General features: G+C 58.0%; 19 protein-coding genes, 2 tRNA genes and 1 pseudogene. 20 read left to right on the top strand and 2 right to left on the bottom strand.

Translation table 11 applies throughout. The annotated features are described in order from the left end of the window. Positions 1–136 precede the first annotated feature (136 nt). On the top strand, positions 137–412 hold the full coding sequence (locus E4T21_RS19110; protein WP_149286545.1) for a DUF2218 domain-containing protein: 276 nt from the start codon (positions 137–139) through the stop codon (positions 410–412). A gap of 112 nt (positions 413–524) precedes the next feature. Then, positions 525–1,457 (top strand): DMT family transporter, encoded by a 933-nt coding sequence (locus E4T21_RS19105; RefSeq protein ID WP_205423420.1) that lies wholly within the window; start codon positions 525–527, stop codon positions 1,455–1,457. 61 nt (positions 1,458–1,518) lie between these two features. Here the strand turns inward: E4T21_RS19105 and E4T21_RS19100 are convergent, their stop codons facing one another. Next, a complete protein-coding gene (locus E4T21_RS19100; RefSeq protein WP_187775044.1) occupies positions 1,519–2,496 on the bottom strand; it encodes an esterase-like activity of phytase family protein in 978 nt (325 codons plus the stop codon). A gap of 519 nt (positions 2,497–3,015) precedes the next feature. On the opposite strand from E4T21_RS19100, the gene dapB reads away from it, so the two are divergent. The 5 genes from dapB (at position 3,016) to E4T21_RS19075 (ending at position 10,310) form a co-directional block, all read left to right on the top strand. After that, a complete protein-coding gene (dapB, locus tag E4T21_RS19095) occupies positions 3,016–3,831 on the top strand; it encodes a 4-hydroxy-tetrahydrodipicolinate reductase (protein ID WP_149286543.1) in 816 nt (271 codons plus the stop codon). A 471-nt stretch (positions 3,832–4,302) separates the two neighbouring features. Then, on the top strand, positions 4,303–5,448 hold the full coding sequence (gene carA, locus E4T21_RS19090; protein ID WP_149286542.1) for a glutamine-hydrolyzing carbamoyl-phosphate synthase small subunit: 1,146 nt from the start codon (positions 4,303–4,305) through the stop codon (positions 5,446–5,448). A 64-nt stretch (positions 5,449–5,512) separates the two neighbouring features. Next, the gene (gene carB / locus E4T21_RS19085; RefSeq protein WP_149286541.1) at positions 5,513–8,743 is read left to right on the top strand and encodes a carbamoyl-phosphate synthase large subunit; all 3,231 of its coding nucleotides are present in this window, start codon (positions 5,513–5,515) and stop codon (positions 8,741–8,743) included. Then, on the top strand, positions 8,740–9,216 hold the full coding sequence (greA, locus tag E4T21_RS19080; RefSeq protein ID WP_149286540.1) for a transcription elongation factor GreA: 477 nt from the start codon (positions 8,740–8,742) through the stop codon (positions 9,214–9,216). Before carB ends, greA begins: the two co-directional genes overlap by 4 nt. 179 nt (positions 9,217–9,395) lie before the next feature. Then, positions 9,396–10,310, top strand: a complete 915-nt coding sequence (locus E4T21_RS19075; protein WP_149286539.1) for a pirin family protein — start codon at positions 9,396–9,398, stop codon at positions 10,308–10,310. Between the two features lie 89 nt (positions 10,311–10,399). Here E4T21_RS19075 and yhbY read toward each other — a convergent pair whose 3' ends face one another. Beyond that, positions 10,400–10,726 (bottom strand): ribosome assembly RNA-binding protein YhbY, encoded by a 327-nt coding sequence (gene yhbY, locus E4T21_RS19070; RefSeq protein ID WP_149286538.1) that lies wholly within the window; start codon positions 10,724–10,726, stop codon positions 10,400–10,402. Between the two features lie 200 nt (positions 10,727–10,926). Here yhbY and rlmE point away from each other — a divergent pair, with 200 nt between their 5' ends. From rlmE to truB, 13 genes and pseudogenes are all read left to right on the top strand, one after another. Further along, positions 10,927–11,619: a 23S rRNA (uridine(2552)-2'-O)-methyltransferase RlmE gene (gene rlmE, locus E4T21_RS19065; protein WP_149286537.1), complete on the top strand. Its 693-nt coding sequence runs from the start codon at positions 10,927–10,929 to the stop codon at positions 11,617–11,619. 239 nt (positions 11,620–11,858) lie between these two features. Continuing rightward, positions 11,859–13,844 carry an ATP-dependent zinc metalloprotease FtsH gene (gene ftsH, locus E4T21_RS19060; protein WP_149286536.1) on the top strand — a complete coding sequence of 662 codons (1,986 nt, stop codon included), beginning with the start codon at positions 11,859–11,861 and terminating at the stop codon, positions 13,842–13,844. Between the two features lie 78 nt (positions 13,845–13,922). Continuing rightward, positions 13,923–14,783, top strand: coding sequence for a dihydropteroate synthase (gene folP / locus E4T21_RS19055; protein WP_149286535.1), 861 nt, complete (start codon positions 13,923–13,925; stop codon positions 14,781–14,783). Beyond that, positions 14,776–16,122 carry a phosphoglucosamine mutase gene (gene glmM / locus E4T21_RS19050; protein ID WP_149286534.1) on the top strand — a complete coding sequence of 449 codons (1,347 nt, stop codon included), beginning with the start codon at positions 14,776–14,778 and terminating at the stop codon, positions 16,120–16,122. Before folP ends, glmM begins: the two co-directional genes overlap by 8 nt. A 149-nt stretch (positions 16,123–16,271) precedes the next feature. Next, on the top strand, positions 16,272–17,018 hold the full coding sequence (gene tpiA, locus E4T21_RS19045) for a triose-phosphate isomerase (RefSeq protein WP_149286533.1): 747 nt from the start codon (positions 16,272–16,274) through the stop codon (positions 17,016–17,018). A 4-nt stretch (positions 17,019–17,022) separates the two neighbouring features. After that, positions 17,023–17,385 (top strand): annotated as a pseudogene (secG, locus tag E4T21_RS19040) (preprotein translocase subunit SecG); the annotation flags it as partial. Between the two features lie 178 nt (positions 17,386–17,563). Continuing rightward, positions 17,564–17,650 (top strand) — tRNA-Leu (locus E4T21_RS19035). Positions 17,651–17,764: 114 nt separating this feature from the next. Next, positions 17,765–17,841, top strand: a tRNA-Met gene (locus E4T21_RS19030). A gap of 225 nt (positions 17,842–18,066) precedes the next feature. Continuing rightward, positions 18,067–18,528 carry a ribosome maturation factor RimP gene (rimP, locus tag E4T21_RS19025; protein ID WP_149286531.1) on the top strand — a complete coding sequence of 154 codons (462 nt, stop codon included), beginning with the start codon at positions 18,067–18,069 and terminating at the stop codon, positions 18,526–18,528. Positions 18,529–18,568: 40 nt separating this feature from the next. After that, positions 18,569–20,062, top strand: a complete 1,494-nt coding sequence (nusA, locus tag E4T21_RS19020) for a transcription termination factor NusA (RefSeq protein WP_149286530.1) — start codon at positions 18,569–18,571, stop codon at positions 20,060–20,062. Between the two features lie 28 nt (positions 20,063–20,090). After that, positions 20,091–22,640 (top strand): translation initiation factor IF-2, encoded by a 2,550-nt coding sequence (infB, locus tag E4T21_RS19015; protein WP_149286529.1) that lies wholly within the window; start codon positions 20,091–20,093, stop codon positions 22,638–22,640. A 21-nt stretch (positions 22,641–22,661) separates the two neighbouring features. Next, positions 22,662–23,078 (top strand): 30S ribosome-binding factor RbfA, encoded by a 417-nt coding sequence (rbfA, locus tag E4T21_RS19010; protein WP_149286528.1) that lies wholly within the window; start codon positions 22,662–22,664, stop codon positions 23,076–23,078. Then, positions 23,078–24,034: a tRNA pseudouridine(55) synthase TruB gene (gene truB / locus E4T21_RS19005; RefSeq protein ID WP_149286527.1), complete on the top strand. Its 957-nt coding sequence runs from the start codon at positions 23,078–23,080 to the stop codon at positions 24,032–24,034. Before rbfA ends, truB begins: the two co-directional genes overlap by 1 nt. The last annotated feature ends 43 nt before the right edge of the window (positions 24,035–24,077 follow it).

Raw genomic sequence — 24,077 nt, 5'->3', positions numbered from 1 at the left:
GCATATTGGAGATCTTGGTCGCTTGGCGCATGACGTTCATTGGGACCGTACTGACGAACGCCATGTTGCGCATTGGGAAGGGCGGCAGCATATAAGATATGCGTATCATTGTCATTTGTGTTTGTGGAGTAATGATATGTCTAGTCAATCTGTTGCCCGAGTCAGTACTGAATCCGGTCAGCGTCTGATCAACCGGCTGTGCAAGCACTGGGCGCACAAGCTGGAAGTGGATGCTGAACAAGGCAAGATCGTGTTCGATGGCGGTCTATGCCTGATGAATGCCGGTGAAAATGTCCTGCAAGTCGACTTGCAGGCTGATGACGATGAGCGCCTCGAGCTCCTGAAAGGTGTGGTGGCCAGCCACCTGGAGCGAATGGCAGGCAAGGAAGAGCTCAGCATCCATTGGCAATGACGCTGTGCACTTGAGTCAGTGACTCTGTAGAGCGTCCTCGAAGGGGCGTGAAAAGCCATCGCAGTTATCCTGAGGTTGCTATTCTGGACAGGCAGACAACGGGAGCGGCGTCATGGCATCACCATCTTCCAGCGTATGGAGCGCCCATCTGGGCATGCTGCTGTGGGCGTTGCTGGTCGGATTTTCCTTTCCAGCAGTAGGGTTGCTGACGGAAGGTTTGCCGCCTTTGCTGCTCACATCCCTACGCTTTGCCATTGCCGCAATGGCAGTGTTGCCCCTGGTGCTGCGTGCCCCAGGCGTTGTACCAACGCGTTCGGGCCTGGTTCTCTATGCCTTGATGGGGTTATGTCTGGCCGGTTTCTTCGGCGCCATGTTCTGGGTGGCTCATCGTGTTACAGCCTTATCCATGTCGACGCTGTTTGTCAGCGTGCCGTTGTTGGCTTATGTGCTGGGTCGTTGGCTCGGGGTCGAGCACCCGGCTCGCGCTCTGCTGGCGTTGCTGACGTTAGGGGCCTTGGGAGCAATGGCCCTGGCTTGGGCGCAGGCTGGCGGCGATGTCACGCAGATACAGTTTGGTGTGGGAGAGGCGGTCTTTTTTGTCGGCTGCATCGCTTCGGCGTTGTATCCGGTACTATCCAAGTATGGGTTGCTTCGGAGCTGGGTATCGCCACATGCTGGCGTAAGAACCCTGTGGAGCCTGGTTCTTGGTGGCGCACTCATCGGCATGCTGGGGTTGGTGTTCAATTCGCCTGTGGCGCTGACACGCATGACCTGGGGGGATCTGGCCCTGGTCGTCTATCTTGGCCTGTTTTCCAGTGGTGTTACCTTCTGGCTGCAACAGCGAGCCACCGCAATCCTGACGCCTGCTGCGGTCACGGCATACGGTTATCTGGTGCCTTTCGTTTCCATGCTGCTGTTGTTCTGGGCAGAGCCTGAGCGTATTTCGCTGGTATGGCTGCCGGGCAGCACGCTGGTTGTCATTGCCATCGTCCTGCTGCTGCAGCGTGACGTCCGGTCGCGTTCGAAAATTGCCTGTGCCAAGTAATGTGGATTTCTAGAGCCTGCTTATAAGGCCTGCTCTTAAGGCCTATTCATAAGACCTGTTCTTAAGACCCGGCAAGGCGGAAGCAGGTGACCAGGCTACGCTGCAGGATGCTGAAGTTGTCGTCGCTGACCATCAGGAAGCGTGAGTCGGGCAGGGCGGCGAGGCCTTCCATGTTGTCCAGGCGCCAGCCTTCACTGCTGGACAGGCTGGTGATGCGTGTCACGCGAATGTCGGGCGGGGTCAGCAGTTCGGCCTTGCTCAGACTGATTACCAGTGGATGAGGTGGTGCATAGGCGCGCTCCAGCATCAGCGCGGCGGGCGGCTCTCCGGTCCTGGTCGGTATGGGCGCCATGTCCGTGAGTGCGCTGCCGACGGCACTGGTTAGTGGATAGTGCCACTGCTGCTGGTCGTCAATGGTGAACAACCGCGTGACCTTGTCATCGGTACCCTCTGGAGGAGACTCGAGTCCGGCAATGATGCCCAGTCCGGGTATTTCTGTCAGGGCTTCCATGGCGGCATTGGCGTCGGCGCCTTGAGCACCCTGTGGTCGTAAAGGATCGCCGACAGGTTGGCCATTGGGCATGAAGGACTGCAGGCGGTGGTCCTGTTCAAAACCGATAAGGAGTTCGCTGTTGCCAGGTATGTCGTCATTGGCGTGCAGGACGACCAGGGATTCCGCATCGACGTCCTTGCCGCGAAGGGGGTCGCCATTGCCGTCCAGGAGCAGCGCACTGTCTACCATGTTCAGGTCGATCAGCGTGTCGTCGTCGAATACTGGGCGGGTAGCATGCAGGCGTCCCCGGTCCGAGACCAGATACAGGACTTGCTCATCATTGTCCCAGCCGGCAGCAGACAACCCTCCAAGTGGAAGATCGGTGCCGGGCCAGTGTCCGGGCAGTTTCAGGGTGCCGCACATCTCAATGCCAGTGGCTTCTGGCTCTGCGCCTCTGATGGCATTGGCACCTGCCAGGGTCGAGGGTTGTACCTGTTGAGAGCAGCCTGCCAGCGTCCATAGCAGTATCGCAGGGCTGTAGGCCATGATCAGGCTTCGTAGGCAGCCTGGCCATGCTGGGGGTGTGGTGAACCGGGAGGTTGCCGCCATGTTGAATTCCTTCCTTGGGTAACACAGACGCCTGCCTGTCGGGTTGTTATACTGCGATCGTATTTCACCCGCATTATTTGGGAAACACTGCATAAATGCCTGTGCTGTTCAATCACTGCGTTACGCGGTGCTGGTACGCCAGCCCGGTCGGAATCCTCACCTATACCCATAGGCTCCGGTTGACCATCCTTTGGATGTTCTCTCCGCTTCGCTACGGGTCTGTGTTCCGGGCGCCTTGCGACCCACATGGATGTGGGAAGTGCGATTGTTCGTCGGGAACGAACATAGCTTTTGAGCATGCTCGCCGATTTGTTCAGCGCTTCCTTTGGAAGCCTGCTGTTCTTTACGTGAGCTTTCCACATGTACATGAGTTCTTCACATGAACATGAGCTCTGCAGATGAGTTTTCCAGATGGCGGGCTTCCTTCTGTGTCACTGATTTTGAGGATTTTGCCGAATGACTGCCAATGCCCCTCGTATCGCCATTGCTGGTGTTGCCGGCCGCATGGGTCGCAACCTGGTCAATGCGGTTGTCCAGGATGATGGAGCGGTCCTTGCCGGGGGCACGGTGTCTCCGGGAAGTTCCCTGGCAGGGGCTGACTTGGGAGAGCTTGCAGGCATTGGGCGTCAGGGTGTGGCTGCTGCGGATTCCCTGGCAGCGATAGTGGATGATTTCGATGTGCTTATCGACTTCACTGCGCCCAAGGTAACGCTGGCCAACCTGGCCTTCTGTGCCGAACACGGCAAGGCCATCGTCATTGGTACCACTGGCCTGAGTGATGCGGAACTGGCCGAGTTACAAGGTTATGCCGAACGCCTGCCGATGGTCTTTGCGCCCAACATGAGCGTGGGGGTCAACCTGACACTGAAATTGCTTGAGACGGCGGCCAAGGCCCTGGGTGACGAAGGTTACGACATCGAAGTGGTCGAGGCTCACCATCGCCACAAGGTGGATGCGCCATCCGGAACGGCGCTGAAGATGGGGGAAGTGGTGGCAGAGGCGCTGGGGCGCAATCTCAAGGAGCATGGTGTCTTTGAACGAGTTGGCCAGTGCGGCCCTCGGGACCCGAAGGAAATCGGCTTTGCCACAGTGCGGGCAGGCGATATCGTGGGTGAGCATACGGTGATGTTTGCCACCGAAGGTGAGCGGATCGAGATCACTCACAAGGCATCCAGTCGCATGACCTTTGCCAAGGGCGCTGTGCGTGCAGCTCGCTGGGTGTGCGGGCAGGGCAGTGGCAACTACACCATGTCCGATGTGCTGGGCCTGTAAGGCGTCCATGTTTCATGAGACATGTTTCATGAGACATCTTGAGCGGGGTGGTGTGTCGAGCTTGTCAGGTCTTCCAGATCTATTATTGGCATCATGCCTGTAGAAAAAACGCTGAAGATACTGTAGCATTGCAAAAATTTTGGCCGGGCGCTTGGTATTCCTCGCTCAGCATTGCCTTCCCCCAAGGGGGCGGCGATGGCTCCGGCACAGCATTCCGAGCGAATGACAACAAGCGGGATGAAACCGGTCATGTACCGGGTTTCGTCCCGCTTTTTTAGGGAAACGCCGCGATAAGCGTCTACGTGTGCGAAGGATTTCATGCCACCAGGCGGAGTTATCGTGGTGATTCCCAAGAACCACACTTCAAACGATGGTCCGGGCTACTTTTAATGGTAGCGAAGGGCGGCGCCTTTGCGCGCCAGTGGTTGAGCGAACAGGCACCTTGACGAGTTTCTTTGGGAGGACGTAGCGTTGAACAAACCCGCGATTTTGGCCTTGGAAGATGGCAGCGTATTCCACGGCACGGCCATTGGCGCTGATGGGCAGACCAGTGGTGAAGTGGTGTTCAATACGGCCATGACCGGCTACCAGGAAATTCTCACCGACCCTTCTTATTCTCGTCAGATCGTTACGCTTACCTATCCTCATATTGGCAATACCGGCATCAACCCAGAGGATGTTGAATCCTCCAGCATCGCGGCAGCCGGCCTCGTTATCCGTGATCTTCCTCTTGTTGCCAGTAACTTTCGCTCCACCCAGAGCCTGTCCGACTACCTCTCCAGCCACAACGTCATCGGTATCGCCGATATTGATACTCGTCGCCTGACCCGCATTCTGCGCGACAAGGGCGCTCAGAACGGTGCCATCCTGGCGGGCGCAGAAGCGGAAGGAGCGGATGCAGAAGCCCGCGCACTGGAAGCCGCGCGTGCCTTCCCGGGGTTGAAGGGCATGGATCTGGCCAAGGTGGTGTCATGCACGGAAGGCTATGAGTGGACGGAAGGTGAATGGGCTCTGGGTGAAGGCTATGCCGATACCACCAAGGAAGAGCGTCCTTTCCATGTGGTGGCCTACGACTATGGCGTCAAGTTCAATATCCTGCGCATGCTGGCCAGTCGTGGCTGCCGTTTGACCGTGGTGCCTGCCCAGACACCGTCTGCCGAGGTGATGGCGCTGAATCCGGATGGAATTTTCCTGTCCAATGGACCTGGCGACCCCGAGCCCTGTGATTACGCCATCAAGGCCATCCAGGAGCTGCTCGAGACCGAAACGCCGATCTTTGGCATCTGTCTTGGGCACCAGTTGCTGGCCCTGGCCAGCGGCGCTACCACTGTGAAGATGGGGCATGGCCACCATGGAGCCAACCACCCGGTGCAGGATCTCGATACCGGGCATGTAATGATCACCAGTCAGAACCATGGTTTCGCTGCTGATGAGGCGACATTGCCGGACACTCTGCGCGCGACTCATCGTTCACTGTTCGACGGCACCTTGCAGGGTATCGAGCGCACTGACAAACCAGCCTTCAGCTTCCAGGGACATCCGGAAGCGAGCCCAGGTCCTCGTGACGTGGCGCCCCTGTTTGATCGCTTTATCGAGATGATGCGCGCACGCCGCTGAGGCTTGTGTGAAAGGTATTGCAGTCGTCATCAGCTCATAGACCAAATTTCTAGCGGGAAGCACCATGCCCAAGCGTACAGACATCAGCAGCATCCTCATCATCGGCGCAGGTCCCATCGTCATCGGCCAGGCTTGCGAGTTCGACTATTCCGGAGCCCAGGCCTGCAAGGCGCTGCGTGAAGAGGGTTATCGCGTCATCCTGGTCAACTCCAACCCGGCCACCATCATGACCGACCCGGTCATGGCCGATGCTACCTACATTGAGCCGATCACCTGGCAGACGGTGGAGAAGATCATCGAGGTCGAGCGCCCGGACGCCATTCTGCCGACCATGGGTGGCCAGACCGCGTTGAACTGCGCACTCGACCTGGATCGTCACGGTGTGCTCGAGAAGTATGGTGTGGCGATGATCGGTGCCAATGCCGATGCCATCGACAAGGCTGAGGACCGTAACCGCTTCGATCAGGCGATGAAGAATATCGGCCTGGAATGCCCGCGGGCCAAGGTTGCCCACAGCATGGAAGAGGCCTGGGAAATCCAGGGTGAACTGGGCTTTCCGGTGATCATTCGTCCGTCCTTCACCATGGGTGGGTCCGGTGGTGGCGTGGCTTACAACAAGGATGAGTTCAAGGAAATCTGCCACCGCGGATTTGAGCTCTCTCCGACCCACGAATTGTTGATCGACGAGTCCCTGCTGGGATGGAAGGAATACGAGATGGAGGTCGTTCGTGACAAGAACGACAACTGCATCATCGTGTGTGCGATCGAGAACTTCGACCCGATGGGTGTGCACACTGGTGACTCGATCACTGTGGCGCCGGCCCAGACGCTGACCGACAAGGAATACCAGATCATGCGCGACGCCTCTCTGGCGGTGTTGCGCGAGATCGGTGTCGAGACCGGCGGCTCCAACGTTCAGTTCGGTGTTGATCCGCAGACTGGCCGCATGGTGGTCATCGAGATGAATCCTCGGGTATCCCGTTCTTCAGCCTTGGCATCCAAGGCGACCGGTTTCCCGATCGCCAAGATCGCTGCCAAGCTGGCAGTGGGTTACACCCTGGATGAACTGCAGAACGACATCACCGGTGGTCAGACCCCGGCGTCCTTCGAGCCGTCCATCGACTATGTCGTCACCAAAATTCCGCGCTTCACCTTCGAGAAGTTTCCGCAGGCCAATGATCGCCTGACGACTCAGATGAAGTCTGTGGGTGAGGTGATGGCCATTGGCCGTACCTTCCAGGAATCCTTGCAGAAGGCACTGCGTGGCATGGAGACCGGTAATGATGGTCTCGACCCCATCGTCACCGAGTTCAGTGATGACAACATGGCCTTGATCAAGGGCGAGCTGCAGGCCGCCGGTGCCGATCGCATCTTCTTCATTGCCGATGCCATGCGCTCCGGCATGAGCCTGGAGGAGATCTTTGGGCTGACCAACATCGACCCCTGGTTCCTGGTCCAGCTCGAAGATCTGGTCAAGACGGAGCAGCAGGTAGCTGAGCGCTCGCTGTCCGACCTCGGCGCCCAGGAGATCTTCCGTCTCAAGCGCAAAGGCTTCAGCGATGCCCGCCTGGCCAGGTTGCTGGGAGTTTCCGAGAAGGAGTTCCGCAAGACGCGCCAGGCTGCAGGCATCCGCCCGGCTTACAAGCGTGTCGATACCTGTGCTGCGGAATTTGCGTCGGATACGGCCTACATGTACTCCACTTACGAAGAGGAGTGCGAGGCAGAGGTCTCTGATCGCCAGAAGATCATGGTGCTGGGTGGTGGCCCGAACCGTATCGGCCAAGGCATCGAATTCGACTACTGTTGTGTCCATGCAGCCTTCGCCATGCGCGATGATGGCTATGAGACCATCATGGTCAACTGCAACCCGGAGACCGTGTCCACTGACTACGATACTTCCGATCGTCTGTATTTCGAGCCTGTGACCCTGGAAGATGTGCTCGAGATTGCCGACAAGGAAAAGCCTGCGGGTGTCATCGTTCAGTTCGGCGGCCAGACTCCGCTGAAGCTGGCGCGGGAGCTTGAGGCGGCCGGTGTTCCGATCATCGGTACCACGCCGGATGCGATCGATCGTGCTGAAGATCGTGAGCGTTTCCAGCAGATGATCGATAAGCTGGGTCTCAAGCAGCCGCCCAATGCGACTGCACGCAGCTTCGAGGAAGCCTTGGTCAAGGCCGAAGGCATTGGCTATCCGCTGGTCGTGCGTCCCAGCTACGTACTGGGCGGGCGTGCCATGGAGATCGTCTACGACGCCTCTGAGCTGGAAAACTACATGACCCATGCGGTCAAGGTTTCCAATGACTCCCCGGTGCTGCTGGATCACTTCCTCAATGCTGCCATCGAGATCGATATCGATGCGGTGTCCGATGGTGAGCAGGTGGTCATCGGCGGTGTCATGCAGCATATCGAGCAGGCTGGTGTGCACTCTGGCGACTCCGCCTGTGCGTTGCCACCATACTCGCTGCCTCAGGATGTTCAGGATGAGATGCGCGAGCAGGTCAGGCGCATGGCCGTCGAGTTGGGTGTCAAGGGCCTGATGAACGTGCAGCTGGCCTGGCAGGATGGCGAGATCTACATCATCGAGGTCAATCCTCGTGCCTCGCGGACCGTGCCGTTCGTGTCCAAGTGTATTGGAACCTCCCTGGCGCAGGTGGCCGCTCGCTGTATGGCGGGCAAGACGCTGGCCGAGCAGGGCTTCGAGCGTGAGATCGTGCCGCACTTCCATAGCGTCAAGGAGGCGGTGTTCCCGTTCGTCAAATTCCCGGGCGTTGACCCGATACTGTCTCCGGAGATGAAGTCTACCGGTGAGGTCATGGGTTCTGGTGAGACCTTTGCCGAGGCCTTCTACAAGGCCCAGCTTGGTGCTGGCGAGGCGATTCCGCCTCTGACGGGCGAGCGCAAGGCTTTCCTGTCTGTGCGCGAGCCGGATAAAGAAGGGATTATCGATGTGGCCCGTTCTCTGTTAACATTGGGCTTCACACTCTGTGCGACCCGTGGCACCGCTGCTGCTCTGGAAGCGGCTGGCATTGCTGTCGAGGTTGTTAACAAGGTTTATGAAGGCCGGCCACATATCGTCGATTCCATCAAGAACGACGAGATTGCCTATATCGTCAATACCACCGAGGGCCGTCAGGCCATCAATGATTCCTCGGTGATCCGCCGCACTGCACTTGCTCACAAGGTTCCCTATGCCACAACCCTGGCAGGGGCTAGTGCTGTTTGCATGGCGCTCGAATATGGCAATGCCATTACCGTGCGGCGGCTACAAGAACTGCATGCAGGAGCGAATTCATGAACAAGGTCCCGATGACCGTCACCGGTGAGCAACGTTTGCGCAGTGAGCTTGAACAGCTCAAGAGCGTGGAGCGCCCGCAGGTGATTGCTGCCATCGCCGAGGCCCGCGAGCATGGCGATCTCAAGGAGAACGCCGAATATCATGCCGCTCGCGAGCAGCAGGGCTTTATCGAGGGCCGGATCCAGGAGATCGAAGGCAAGCTGTCCAATGCCCAGGTCATTGATGTCACCAAGCTGCCCAAGACGGGCAAGGTGATTTTTGGTGTCACGGTGGAGCTGCTCAACCTCGATACGGACGAGGAAGTAACGTATCGCATCGTGGGTGAGGATGAGGCTGACATCAAGCAGAGCCGTATCTCTGTCACTTCGCCCATTGCCCGTGCTCTGATTGGCAAGGAAGAAGGCGAGATAGTCGTCGTTCGTACTCCGGGTGGTGAAGTGGAGTATGAAATTTCCGGCGTCGATCATCTGTAAGCCGAAACGCCTCTCGGCAAGCGCTCAGGAAAACCCCGGTGGCCAGTGGCCGCCGGGGTTTTTTCATGGATGCTCCTCTTATGAAGACCGTGGGCTAAGCTGAGTCGAGAGCCTGTGTAAAAGTCCTTGTGAAAAGCCTCTGTGAAAGGCCTCTGTGAAAGGCCTCTGGGGAGCGTGGCATGAGTAATCCTACCGACAATGCTGAGCAGTGGTGTGAATATGAGCAGTGCTCAGGTGAGATCGAGTTGCTGATCGAGACCCGCGAAAAGGATATTGGCAATTTCTCGGTGCGCCGCTCCTTGCCAACGGCCAAGCGCAAGATGGTGGGGCCCTGGATATTCTTTGACCACATGGGGCCGGCTGACTTTCCCGTTGGCGAGGGTATCAATGTGCGCCCTCATCCTCATGTCAATCTGGCAACGGTCACGTATCTGTTTGAAGGTGAAATTCTGCACCGGGACTCCCTGGGCAGTGTGCAGCCCATTCGCCCGGGGGATATCAATCTGATGGTGGCGGGGAGGGGAATCACTCACTCCGAGCGTGAGCGCCCTGAGCTCACTCGCGCGCCCCGTCGCCTGCATGGTCTGCAATTATGGTTGGTTCTGCCGGAGGAAGACGAAGAGATCGACCCTGCTTTCTATCATTATCCGTCTTCCGTTATCCCCGCACTGGAAGCCGCAGGTGTGTCATTGCGAGTAATGATGGGAACGGCCTATGGCGTCACTTCACCAGTGAAGACCTATGCTGAGACGCTGTATGTAGAGGCGTATCTACAGCCGGGGCAGCGTCTTGCCTTGCCGCATGCAGAGGAGCTTGCTGTGTATACTGCTCAGGGAGAGGTGAGGGCAGGAGTAACCGAGATTCCCGAGCATTCTCTGGCAGTCTGTGCCGCAGGCGCCGGCGTGATCCTGGAGGCCGTCACAGAGTGTCGCATCGGAATTATCGGTGGAGAAAAGATGTCCAGGCGCTACGTCGACTGGAACTTTGTATCCAGCCGCAAGGAACGTATCGAACAGGCCAGGCAAGACTGGAAGAGCGGTGCCTTTCCTAAAGTACCTGGAGATGAGGAAGAATTTATTCCTCTTCCGGAATAGCCGAGCCGCAAGCTACGCCAGATAGGCTGGCTTACGGCTTACGGCTTACGGCTTACGGCTTACGGCTTACGGCTTACGGCTTACGGCTTTCAGTGGCGGCCGTGGTGATCGGCGAAGCGTGTAATATTGGACAGCTTCGGATTGGCCTTGGGGTTGGCGCGGTAGAGCAGGGCAACCTTGCCGATTTTCTGGATGATCTCGGCCTTGCTGGCCTTGGCCAGTTCGTCGAGCACCGCAGTGCGGTCGTCACGATCTGGAATGGCAAGCTTCACCTTGATCAGCTCGTGGTCATTCAGCGCCCGGTCGAGTTCGGCCAGCAGGCCCTCGGAGATGCCGTGTTCCGATGCCGTCACTACCGGGTCCAGGTGGTGACCAATGCTACGGAATGCTTTCTTTTGTGCCTGTGACAAGCTCATGGTATCTTGCTTCTTCCCAAAATTGGCGCGACTGCACATGTTACGGCGAATTCGCCCTTGGCGGAAGCGTCACGATATTTTCTTCTTGGAATATGTCGTCCCGCAGGCTGATTTTCCACATCCTGTAGACCCTTAAACCCAGGCATGGGGCGGCGGGGCGTGTGGACGATATTTTCCCGTAGCTGTTTCCAGGTGATTGCGTGGCATCCAAGCGTTCCTCTCAGACGTCTTCTTCCTCTACCAAGCGTGGAGGCAAGAGCAATGTCAACAAGAGCAATGCCAGCAAGAGCAGCGCAAGTTGGCTCAAGGAGCACTTCGATGATCGCTACGTACAGCAGAGCTGGCAGGATGGCTATCGCTCCCGGGCCAGCTACAAGCTGATCGAGCTGGATGAGAAAGACAAGCTGTTCAAGCCCGGTATGACGGTCATCGATCTAGGGGCCGCGCCAGGTGGCTGGAGTCAGATTGCCGCTGATCGAGTTGGTGATGATGGCGTGGTGATCGCTTCGGACATCCTCGAGATGGACGCTCTGGCGGGTGTCGACTTCATTCAGGGGGATTTCACCGAAGAAAGTGTGCTTGAGGAAATCCTTTCTGTACTAGGAAATCGTCCGGTAGACCTTGTGATGTCGGATATGGCCCCCAATATGAGTGGTATGGCAGCAATTGATCAGCCTCAGGCCATGTATCTGGTGGAGCTGGCGCTTGATCTTGCTCGACAGACATTGCGTCCTGGAGGCCGCTTCGTGGCAAAGGTGTTCCAGGGCGAGGGCTTCGATGCCTATCTAAAGGATTTGCGCGGCAGCTTCGATCGAGTGGTAACGCGCAAGCCAGGTGCCTCACGTGCACGTTCACGCGAGGTGTATTTGCTGGCAGAGAATTTTCGTGGCTGATGGACGACGACTATTCTTCTAGATAGAAGATGGCTACTGAGGCGATAGCCGGAAAAATTCATCGGTATTTGGCAAAGTAATATGTAGTGCTGCCCGTTAGGTGCGGTTCATCTGCATTACTGGCCGAACAAGCCAGGCTCCTGTAGTGTCGAACTTGTAGTGTCAACGCTTTTGGTAGTGTCAACACTTAGTGATAGGCACCTTAGGGCTGACAGATTCTTGCAATTGAGGGTAGTCCCTTGAACGACATGGCGAAGAACCTGATTCTGTGGTTGGTCATCGCAGCCGTGCTGCTGACGGTGTTCAACAACTTCAGCGTCGAAAACGCACCCAACACAATGAACTATTCCCAGTTCGTTGAGCAGGTGCAGAACCAGCAGGTCCGTAGCGTCACCATCGATGGCTACACCATCAATGGTGAGCGATCCGATGGCTCCAGCTTCCAGACCATCCGCCCGTCAGCAGAGGACCCCAAGCTGATGGATGATCTGCTGTCGCACAACGTCACAGTGGTCGGTAAGAAGCCTGAGGAGCAGAGCATATGGACGCGGCTGCTGATCGCCAGCTTCCCGATTCTGCTGATTCTGGCCATCTTCATGTTCTTCATGCGCCAGATGCAGGGTGGAGCAGGAGGCAAGGGTGGGCCGATGAGTTTCGGCAAGTCCAAGGCCAAGCTGCTTTCCCAGGATCAGATCAAGACCACCTTTGCCGATGTGGCCGGCTGTGATGAGGCCAAGGAAGAGGTGGAAGAGCTGGTTGACTTCCTGCGTGATCCAACCAAGTTCCAGCGCCTTGGCGGTACGATTCCGCGCGGTGTGCTGATGGTGGGGCCTCCGGGTACCGGTAAGACGTTGCTGGCAAAGTCCATTGCAGGTGAAGCCAAGGTACCGTTCTTCTCCATTTCCGGTTCTGATTTCGTCGAAATGTTTGTCGGTGTGGGTGCTTCTCGGGTGCGCGACATGTTCGAGCAGGCCAAGAAGCAGGCTCCCTGCATCATCTTCATCGATGAGATCGATGCGGTAGGCCGTTCGCGTGGTGCAGGCATGGGCGGCGGCAATGACGAGCGTGAGCAGACGCTGAACCAGCTGCTGGTCGAGATGGATGGCTTCGAGGCCAATGAAGGCATCATCGTCATCGCTGCGACCAACCGTCCTGATGTTCTTGACCCAGCCCTGCTGCGTCCTGGGCGTTTCGACCGCCAGGTGGTCGTGCCGCTGCCGGATATCCGTGGTCGCGAGCACATTCTCAATGTGCATCTGCGCAAGGTGCCGTTGGCCGACGACGTCAAGCCGTCCTTTATCGCCCGTGGTACACCTGGTTTTTCCGGTGCTGACCTGGCCAACCTGGTCAATGAGGCTGCACTGTTCGCCGCGCGCCGTAACAAGCGTTTGGTGAGCATGGAAGAACTGGAGCTGGCCAAGGACAAGATCATGATGGGGGCCGAGCGGCGCTCCATGGTCATGACCGAGAAAGAGAAGCTCAATACCGCCTACCACGAGGCAGGTCACGCGATCATCGGTCTGGTCGCGCCGGAGCATGACCCGGTCTACAAGGTCACTATCATTCCCCGTGGCCGCGCTCTGGGTGTGACCATGTTCCTGCCTGAACAGGATCGCTACAGCTTGTCCCGTCAGCAGATCATCAGTCAGATCTGTTCGTTGTTCGGTGGTCGTATCGCCGAAGAAATGACCCTGGGGCCGAATGGTGTCACCACTGGCGCTTCCAATGACATCAAGCGTGCGACGGAACTTGCGCACAGCATGGTGGCCAAGTGGGGGCTGTCGGAAGAGATGGGACCGATCATGTACGACGAGGACGAGTCTCATCAGTTCCTCGGCGGTTCCATGCAGGGTGGCAGCAAGCTCAAGTCGGGAGAGACGACCTCTCGCCTGGACAAGGAAGTACGCAAGATCATCGATGAATGCTATGCCGAGGCCGAGCGTATTCTGCACGAGAATCGCGATAAGCTCGATGCCATGGCTGATGCGCTGATGCAGTACGAGACCATTGATGCCGACCAGCTCAAGGACATCATGGAAGGTCGTGCTCCGCGTCCGCCCAAGGATTGGGATGACAATGGGACTCATGGCGGCTCTCCGGTAACGGGGGAGCCGAGTAAAGAAGCAGACTCTTCCGAAGCCTCTGATGTAGAGGGGGATGAAGAAGACGACGATACACCTGGACGTCGTCCTTCCGATCCGCTGGGTGGCCCTGCCGGCAGCTGATTCCCGATACCAGGTTATGGAGGCGCCCAGAGGGGCGCCTCTCCGTTTTCATCCGTTGTATCCAGCAGGACCCCAAAGATGCAAACCTCCTCCTCTATGCTGTCTTGTGGCCGCCATCGCCTAGACCTGTCCTATCCGCATATCATGGGCATCCTCAACGTCACGCCAGACTCCTTCTCGGATGGGGGGCGGCACCTGGCCACGGATGATGCCCTGCGGCATGCCGGGCAGATGATTGCAGAGGGGGCTGCGATCATTGATGTGGGCGGGGAGTCTACTCGCCCCGGTGCAGAGGCCGTCAGTGCGCAGCAGGAGATGGATCGGGTATTGCCGGTGGTTGAGGTCCTGGTGCGTGAACTTGACGCTCTTGTCTCCGTGGATACCTCCACTCCAGAGGTGATGCGTGAAGCTGCTCGTGCCGGAGCTGGCATGATCAATGATGTGCGCAATCTACGTCGTGAAGGCGCAATGCAGGCTGCTGTTGCCACTGGATTGCCCGTCGTGTTGATGCATATGCTGGGCGAGCCTGGCGACATGCAGAATGCACCGCACTATGAAGGGGCGGTGGAAGATGAGGTCATGACTTTCCTTGCGCAGCGTGTTGCTGCATGTGAAGGCTCTGGCCTTCGCCGCGAGCGGATTCTACTCGATCCGGGCTTTGGCTTTGCCAAGACTGTGGAGCATAATCTTCGCCTGCTTCACCGTATGGAAAAGTTGCAGGAACTCGAGCTGCCGCTGCTGGTGGGAATGTCCCGCAAGAGTATGATCGGCAAGGTCCTGGAACGACCGGTGGAAGAGCGCCTGCCCGGTAGCCTGGCTCTGTCAGCCTTGGCCGTGGAGCGTGGCGCACGGATTCTGCGTGTTCACGATGTGGCGGCCCACGTGGATGCGGTAAACATGGCCTGGGCCGTACTCGAGGAAGGGAAGTCCTATGGCTAGACGCTATTTTGGCACCGACGGCATTCGTGGCAGTGTTGGGCAGGCGCCAATCACACCGGACTTCATGCTCAAGCTTGGCTGGGCTGCAGGTCGGGTGATCGAGCCTCGGCGCCAGCGTGCCCGAGTGCTGATCGGCAAGGATACGCGTATTTCCGGCTACATGTTCGAGTCGGCGCTGGAGGCCGGCTTGTCCGCAGCGGGTGTCGACGTCATGCTGCTCGGGCCGATGCCGACGCCAGGCATTGCCTATCTGACACGTACTTTTCGAGCCGATGCGGGGATAGTCATCTCCGCGTCGCACAATGCCTATCAGGACAACGGCATCAAGTTCTTCTCTGCTGCCGGTGCCAAGCTGGGAGATGAAGTCGAAGAGCGTATCGAGGCTGCCCTGGAGGAAGAGTTGACCACTGTGGCGCCGGATGAGTTGGGCAAGGCGACCCGGGTCGATGATGCTGCCGGTCGTTATATCGAGTTCTGCAAGTCGACCATTCCCGAGCGTGTCAGCCTGCATGGACTGAATATCGTGCTCGACTGTGCTCATGGCGCCACCTATCACATTGCTCCTGCAGTATTCAAAGAACTGGGCGCCAGGGTTTCTCTGATTGGCGCCAGCCCTGATGGCATGAATATCAACCGCGAAGTTGGTTCCACGCACCCGGCCGCACTGCGAGCCGCGGTGATTCAGCAAGGTGCGGATCTTGGTGTGGCTTTCGATGGTGACGGTGACCGGGTGTTGATGGTGGACGCCGATGGCCATGAAATCGATGGCGACGACATGCTTTACCTGATCGCCAAGGATCGCCACCAGCGTGGAGAGCTGGTCGGTGGTGTGGTCGGGACATTGATGAGCAACTTCGGGCTCGCCGCCGCTCTCGAGGCGATGGGAGTCCCCTTCGAACGTGCCCAGGTAGGGGACCGTTACGTCATGGAGCGCTTGGCGGCCAATGGCTGGCAGCTGGGCGGTGAGTCTTCCGGGCACATCGTTTGTGGCCATGTACAGACCACGGGTGATGGCATTGTGTCGGCGCTGCAGGTGTTGTCCTACATGGTGCGCGAGGAGCAGTCGTTGTCGCGCCTGTTGAATGGTTTTGACAAGGCGCCGCAGTCGTTGGTCAATGTGCGCCTGCCTGATGGCACCAGTGCCAGGAAGGTGATGGCGGACCCGCGTCTGAAAGAAGCTGTGGCGGCCGTGGAAAAGGAGCTTGCTGGCCAAGGGCGGGTACTATTGCGTCCATCTGGTACAGAGCCCTTGATTCGGGTCATGGTCGAAGGCCGTCCACACCTTGATGTAGAAGGGTTCGCCAAGCGCTTGGCCGAAGGTGTGCGCGAGCTCCTGTAACCTTCGCCGTTTTCGTTGCTAACTATCTGGAAAGAGACGGGTTGCGAGCGACAGGCAAGGGCACGATAAGCATCGTGCTCACAGCTTGATGCTTGAGCGTAGCTCGCTGCTCCTATACCATTTCGGCCCACCTTGAAAGAGGATGTCCTATGCGTGCACCGCTGATTGCCGGCAACTGGAAGATGAACGGCTCACTGGAACTGGTTGAAAGCTTTGCCGAGACGTTATCGCATACCGAGTTGCCTGCTGGTGTCGAGTTGGCGCTGATGGTTCCTTTTCCCTACCTGAGCGTTGCTCGCGCACGTTTGCCAAAGGCAATGGCGATAGGTGCCCAGACGCTCAGTGACAAGAGCGATGGCGCTTATACCGGCGAAGTCAGTGGCAGCATGCTGAGTGATCTTGGCATGCAGATGGTGCTGGTGGGGCATTCCGAGCGGCGCACCTTGTTCGGTGAGGACGATGCTGCCGTTTTGGCACGGGTTCAGGCGGCTCTGTCTGCCGGGTTGAAGCCGGTGTTGTGCCTGGGGGAAACCCTGGAAGAGCGCGATGCCGAGCAGACCGAAGCTGTGGTGCTGGGGCAATTGGAGGCGGTGATGGATGCGCTGATGCCTGAGCAACGCCGTACCCTGGTGTTGGCCTATGAACCCGTGTGGGCGATCGGTACTGGACGTACTGCGACCCCGGAACAGGCTCAGCAGGTGCATGCGGCCATTCGTGCGCGCCTGGCGCAGTATGACGCCGGCCTGGCCGAAAGTATGCAGATACTTTATGGGGGCAGCATGAAGCCGGACAATGCGGCGGAATTGCTGGCTCAAGCCGATATCGACGGCGGCCTGATCGGCGGAGCATCGCTGAAGGTCGACGATTTTCTAGCCATTTGTCAGTCAGCAGGTTAAATCCATGCAAGTTGCTATTCTCATGATCCATGTGGCGATCGCCATCGCTCTGGTCGCTCTGATCCTGCTGCAGCAGGGTAAAGGAGCAGAGGCCGGTGCATCCTTTGGTGGTGGTGCCTCTCAGACAGTATTCGGTTCTCGCGGCAGTGGCGGTTTCCTGTCCAAGGCGACAGCTGTGCTCGCTGCAGCTTTCTTTGCCACCTCCCTGACTCTGGCCTACTTCGCTTCCCGGACGAACCCTGTGTCCCCGGATGAAGCGGGTATCCCTGCCGCCGAGGTGATCGAGCAGCAGAACAATGCCCCGGCACTCGAGGATAGTGCTCCGACGCTCGATGATGAGGGTGCTCCAGCTGCCGACGAGAGCGCTGCACCAGGCGAGGCAGGTGATGTGCCTGCTCTGGAGTCAGGCGCTTCTGACGAAGAGGGCAGTACACCTGCGGAAGAAGGCGAAAATGTCGCTCCGGAGGTTGACGGCAACGGCAGCGATATGGATAATACTGCGCCAGTGCTGGAGGACAGCAATAGCTGATCCTTCCGCCTCCCTAGCCGAAGTGGTGGAATTGGTAGACACGCTATCTTGAGGGGGTAGTGACCTTATGGTCGTGCGGGTTCAAGTCCCGCCTTCGGCACCATCGAAGTCTCGTGATGTTATATGTTGTTCGCGATCTTCTTTTTTTCAGGGTTGGCAGTGTGGTGAGGGCTTGACGCGCTAGTCAAGCATGCGTATACTCACCGGCCTAGATTGATGCGGGGTGGAGCAGTCTGGTAGCTCGTCGGGCTCATAACCCGAAGGTCATCGGTTCAAATCCGGTCCCCGCTACCATCTTCCAGCAGGTGCTATTCGGTGTCCTCAAGGGGTATGCCGATTCTGCTAGAATGATGACAGGTTTCTTGTAAAAGCCCCTTCCTGTGAAGGGGCTTTTTGTTAGCAGTTCGCTGACCTGGGATAAGCAGTAAAGGCCAGGGAAGCGCAACGCCAATCAGCCACCTGACTTTCCTGTTCACTCCCGGCCAGGTGCTGATGCAACGGCTGTAGGAGCTTTCATTCGTGGCCATCAAGGATTCTGCGCTCGAAGCGCTGATCGAACCTGTGGTAACGGCCATGGGGTTCGAACTCTGGGGTATTGATTATCTATCCCAGGGAAAACACTCACGCCTGGTGATCTATATCGATCACGAGAATGGCGTGAACGTCGATGACTGTGCTGACATCAGTCGGCAGGTTAGTGGCGTGCTGGATGTCGAGGATCCCATTGCTGGCGAATATCGCCTGGAAGTGTCCTCTCCCGGTATGGATCGCCCGCTGTTCACCCTTGAGCAATTCACCCGCTATGCCGGCCATCAGGTCAGCCTCAAGTTGCGTGCCCCCTATGAAGGGCGGCGCAAGTTTCAAGGGCTGCTCGCCGGGGTCGAAGGTGATGAAGTGCTGGTACAGATCGATGGCGAGGAATATTGCTTTCCCATTGATGGCATCGACCAGGCGCGGATTGTGCCGCAGTTCGGTTCATGATGCTTACGAACAAGGACAGGTTATCAGGCGAGGCTAAGGCATGAGCAAAGAAATTCTGGCGGTCGTTGACGCGATCTCCAACGAAAAAGGGGTTCCCCGCGAAGTCATTTTCGAGGCCGTCGAAGCTGCTCTGGCGAGTGCCTCGCGCAAGCGTTTCGAAGATGAGGAAGTCAGCGTTCGCGTGCATATCGACCGCATGACGGGAGAATACGAGACTTTCCGCCGTTGGGAAGTGGTCGAAGACGATGACTTCGACGGTCCGGATACTCAGATCAAGCTGACCTTCGCCCAGCGCCGCGATCCACCTTTGGCTCTTGGTGACGTGGTCGAAGAGCAGATTGAGAATGCCGCTTTTGGCCGCATTGCTGCGCAGACTGCCAAGCAGGTCATTGTGCAGAAGGTGCGAGAGGCTGAGCGTGCCGAAGTTGTGCGCGTTTACGCCGAGCGTGAAGGTGAGCTGGTCGCGGGGATCGTCAAGAAGACGACACGTGACGGACTTATCATTGACCTGGGCGACAATGCGGAAGCGTTCCTGCCGCGCAGTGAGATGATTCCCGGCGAGCGTTATCGCATGAACGAACGCGTTCGTGCGCTGTTGCTCAAGGTTGATGCTGATGCGCGTGGCGCTCAGTTGATTCTGTCTCGGACCAATCCGCAGATGATCATTGAACTGTTCAAGATCGAGGTTCCAGAGATCGCCGAACAGCTCATCGAGATCAAAGGTGCAGCACGTGACCCGGGGTCCCGGGCAAAGATTGCGGTCAAGACCAACGACCGTCGTATCGATCCGGTTGGTGCCTGTGTCGGCATGCGCGGCTCTCGGGTTCAGGCGGTATCGTCCGAACTTCAGAACGAGCGTGTCGATATCGTGCTGTGGGATGACAATCCCGCTCAACTGGTGATCAATGCCATGGCGCCGGCTGATGTGGCTTCGATCCTTATGGATGAAGATACCCACTCCATGGATGTGGCTGTCGCTGAGGATAATCTGGCTCAGGCCATTGGCCGGAGCGGACAGAACGTGCGCCTTGCTTCAGAGCTGACAGGGTGGCGTCTCAACGTCATGACCGAAGCCGAAGCCGAGGCCAAGCGCGATCAGGAAATCGACAGCCTGGTCGAGCACTTCGTTCAGCATCTGGACATCGAGGATGATGTCGCCCGGCTGCTGGTCGAGGAAGGTTTCACCACCCTGGAGGAGGTGGCCTACGTACCGGTCGAGGAAATGCTTGAAATTGAAGAGTTCGACGAGGACCTCATCGAGGAACTTCGTGCTCGCGCCAAAGACGAGCTCTTGAACTTGGCCATCGCTTCAGAGGAGGAGCTGGATGGTGCCCAGCCGGCAGATGATCTGCTGGCAATGGAAGGGATGGAGCGTCACTTGGCCCTCATCCTGGCCAGCAAGGGTATCCGGACCATGGAGGATCTGGCCGAGCAGTCAGTCGATGACCTGATGGACATCGAGGAACTGGACGAAGAGCGTGCCGCGGCACTGATCATGACTGCCCGTGCGCCATGGTTCGAGAGCGAACAGTAAAAAAGGTCACGGGCTGAGGAGGGTCGTAATGTCAGAGATGACCGTTAAGGATTTTGCAGCAAAGGTGGGGCGTGAAGTGCCTCGTCTGCTGGAACAGATGAAAGAAGCCGGTCTGGATCACCAGTCCGAGGGTGACGCTGTATCCGAGGAAGACAAGCGCAAGCTGCTCGACTTCCTGACCAAGAGCCATGGTGGCGGTGCTGGTCTGGGGGCGCGCAACCGCATTACCCTGACTCGCAAGACACGTAGCAAGATCAAGACCAACGAGCGCGGCAAGACCATTGAAGTGCAGGTGCGCAAGAAGCGTACTTACGTCAAGCGCGAAGAGGCCGAAGAGCAAGCTCCGGCTGCGGCCGAGGACCACGGTCCGCGTCAGTTGGTTGGCGATATGGCGGAAGCCCAGGCTCGTCGAGAAGCTCAGGAAGCTGAAGAAGCTGCCAAGCGTGCGGCTGATCAGGCTGCTCGTGAAGCTGAGCAAGCGAAGGCGGCAGCTGAGGCAGTCAAGGCTAAGGCCGAGGCAGCAGCGAATATCGAGCCTGAGATTCCCGTTCCTGAACTGACGACAGTTGAGCCCGCTGCTACCGATGAGCCACCGGCACCGCCGAAGGAAGGTCGCGGTGATGTGCGCCGTGCTGCCGTCAAGAAGGCCGCAGGCAAGGGGGGCAAGAAAGGCAGTCGTGACGATGATGACGATCGCAGCGATCGTGAGGAACGTCGTCGTGGCGGTGGCAAGAAAGCCAAGCGTGCCGAGCGTCGTGGCAGTCGTCGTGGCGGCTCCACCCAGGGCAATGGCAAGCATGGCTTCCAGAAGCCGACCCAGCCGATCGTGCGCGAAGTGTCCATTCCTGAGTCCATTTCGGTGGCGGACCTGGCCGACAAGATGTCGATCAAGGCCAATGAAGTCATCAAGGCCATGTTCACCATGGGCGCAGCGGTGACTATCAACCAGACCATCGATCAGGACACGGCAGCGATTGTCGTTGAAGAGATGGGCCACAAGCCCAAGCTGGTCAAGGATGATGCTCTGGAGACTGCGGTTCTCGAGGCGATCTCCTACGAGGGCGAAGAAATCACGCGCTCTCCGGTAGTGACCGTCATGGGCCACGTCGACCACGGCAAGACCTCTCTGCTCGACTATATCCGTCGTGCCAAGGTGGCCACTGGTGAGGCCGGGGGTATTACCCAGCACATCGGCGCTTACCATGTCGAGGACGACAACAACGGTGTCACGTTCCTTGATACTCCTGGACACGCGGCCTTTACCGCCATGCGTGCCCGCGGTGCCAAGGCCACTGACGTCGTTATTCTCGTGGTCGCTGCCGACGATGGCGTGATGCCTCAGACCATCGAAGCGGTTGAGCATTCCAAGGCCGCGGAAGTTCCGATGGTGGTGGCAGTCAACAAGATGGACAAGCCGGATGCCGATCCCGATCGGGTCAAGAATGAGCTGTCTCAGCACGGCGTCATTTCCGAGGAATGGGGCGGCGATACTCAGTTTGTTCATGTTTCGGCCAAGACCGGTGATGGCATCGAGAGTCTGCTCGAGGCGGTTCACCTGGTATCCGAGGTTCTTGAGCTCAAGGCCGTGCCGTCAGCTCCGGGCAAAGGTGTCGTGGTGGAATCTCGTCTCGACAAGGGACGTGGTCCGGTTGCCACCGTGCTGGTCCAGAACGGTACCTTGAAAAAGGGCGATATCGTACTGGCGGGTCTGCACTATGGTCGCGTACGCGCACTGACCAATGAGCTCGGCCAGCAGGTCGATGAAGTCGGTCCTGCCATGCCGGTCGAGATCCAGGGCCTGGATGGTACGCCGGAAGCGGGTGATGACTTCATGGTCGTGGCCGATGAGAAGAAGGCACGTGAAGTTGCCAACTTCCGTCAGGGCAAGTACCGCGAAGTGCGTCTGGCTCGTCAGCAGAAGGCCAAGCTTGAGAACATGTTCTCGCAGATGGGCCAGGAAGAGGCTGCCAAGCTCAACATCGTGCTCAAGGCGGATGTCCAGGGCTCTCTGGAAGCGATTCGTGGTGCCTTGGAAGAACTGTCCACCGATGAAGTGCAGGTCTCCGTGGTGTCTTCTGGTGTTGGTGGTATTACCGGTACTGATGCCAACCTGGCACTGGCCAGTGAAGCCATCCTCCTGGGCTTCAACGTACGTGCCGATGCTTCTGCTCGTGAGATCATCGAACGCGAGAACCTGGAGCTGCGCTACTACAGCGTCATCTACCAGCTGATCGATGAGGTCAAGCAGGCGATGAGCGGTATGCTCGAGCCTGAGTGGAAGGAAGAGATCGTTGGTGTGGCTGAAGTTCGCGATGTCTTCCGTGCACCGAAGATTGGTGCCGTTGCTGGCTGCATGGTGGTTGAAGGTACCGTGTACCGTAACAAGAAGATCCGTGTCCTGCGCGACAACGTGGTCATCTACGAGGGCGAGCTGGAATCCCTGCGTCGCTTCAAGGATGACGTCCAGGAAGTGCGCATGGGCATGGAGTGTGGCATCGGCGTGAAGAACTACAATGATGTCCAGGTCAATGACAAGATCGAGGTCTTCGATCAGGTCAAGGTCGAACGTTCTCTGTAAGCGTTCGAGGAGTCGTTATCCATGCGCGAATTCAAGCGTACTGACCGTGTTGCCGACCAGCTCCAGAAGGAGCTGGCGGTGCTCATCCAGCGTGAGATCAAGGATCCACGCCTGGGCATGGTCACCGTCAGTGGGGTAGAGGTCAGTCGGGATCTCGGCTATGCCGATATTCATGTCACCTTGCTTGGCGAGCAGACTCCGGAGCGCATCAAGGAGAATCTTCAGGTCCTCCGTCGTGCAGCGGGTTTTCTGCGTACTCAGATTGGCCGTCGTATCAAGCTGCGCCATGTCCCCGAACTGCGCTTCCACTACGATGAAAGCGTGGTCCGCGGGCAACACCTGTCGGCTCTGATCGATGAAGCAGTGGCTCGTGATCGCTCTCATCGTCCTGAGGATGAGGACAGCGAAGGCCAGAATGAGGGCGAGGGCAAGGACTGATGGCGCGTCGTCGTCGCGGCTTGCCAATTGATGGTGTGTTGTTGCTGGACAAGCCCAAGGGCATGTCCAGCAATTATGCACTGCAGCGGGCACGTCGCCTGTTTCAGGCCCAGAAAGCCGGGCATACCGGTACTCTGGACCCGATGGCTACCGGGTTGCTGCCAGTGTTGTTTGGCGAAGCCACCAAGTTCTCACAGCACCTGCTGGAAGCGGATAAGGTCTACCGGACCCGAGTCGAATTGGGGACGAGTACCGATACCGGCGATGCTGAGGGCGAGGTGATTGCTTGTCGTCCGGTACCAGCGCTGGAAGAAAGTGATGTGGCATCCATGGTGGCTGGATTCATTGGCGAGCAGGATCAGTTGCCGCCAATGTATTCGGCACTGAAGCATCAGGGGCGCAAGCTGTATGAATTGGCCCGTGAAGGCAAGAGCGTCGAGCGTGCAAGCCGGCGTATAAAGGTGTATGATGCGCGGCTGCTTTGCGTATCCTTGGCTGGAGAAAGCCCCTGTTTCGACCTGGAAGTCAGAGTCAGCAAGGGGACTTATGTGCGTGTCCTGGCCGAGGATATGGCTCGGGCTTTAGGCTGTGAAGGCCATATCTCGCAGCTGCGCCGATTGAAGAGTGGCCCCTTCGACGCCAGCGGTATGCAGGATTTCGAAGCGCTGGAAGCACTGCCTGATCAAGCGGCTTTGGAAGCACAATTGATGCCGGTCGACTGCTTGCTCGGACATCTTGCTGCTCATCGGTTGAGCGAATCTGGCGCCAAGGCCATGCGCTATGGTCAGATTGCGCGTGGTGAGCTTGCACCGGAGATGCCTGGCACTGCCGACCGTGCACTGATTCGTCTCTATCACGGTGAGACCTTCGTGGGTCTTGGTGGGGTAGAGTCGTCCGGGGACGTCGTTCCCCGGCGCCTTTTGAGTTCGTTTGTAGCGGGCTCTGGGCAAACCTGATCCTTTCGAGGAGCAGGTCATCAAGAGAGACTGCAAATATGCG

Origin of the sequence: Halomonas binhaiensis, from assembly GCF_008329985.2 — a bacterium.
Classification (GTDB): Bacteria; Pseudomonadota; Gammaproteobacteria; order Pseudomonadales; family Halomonadaceae; genus Halomonas; species Halomonas binhaiensis.
The sequence above is the reverse complement of the archived record's forward strand: the minus strand, read 5'-3'. Positions and strand labels throughout refer to the sequence as shown.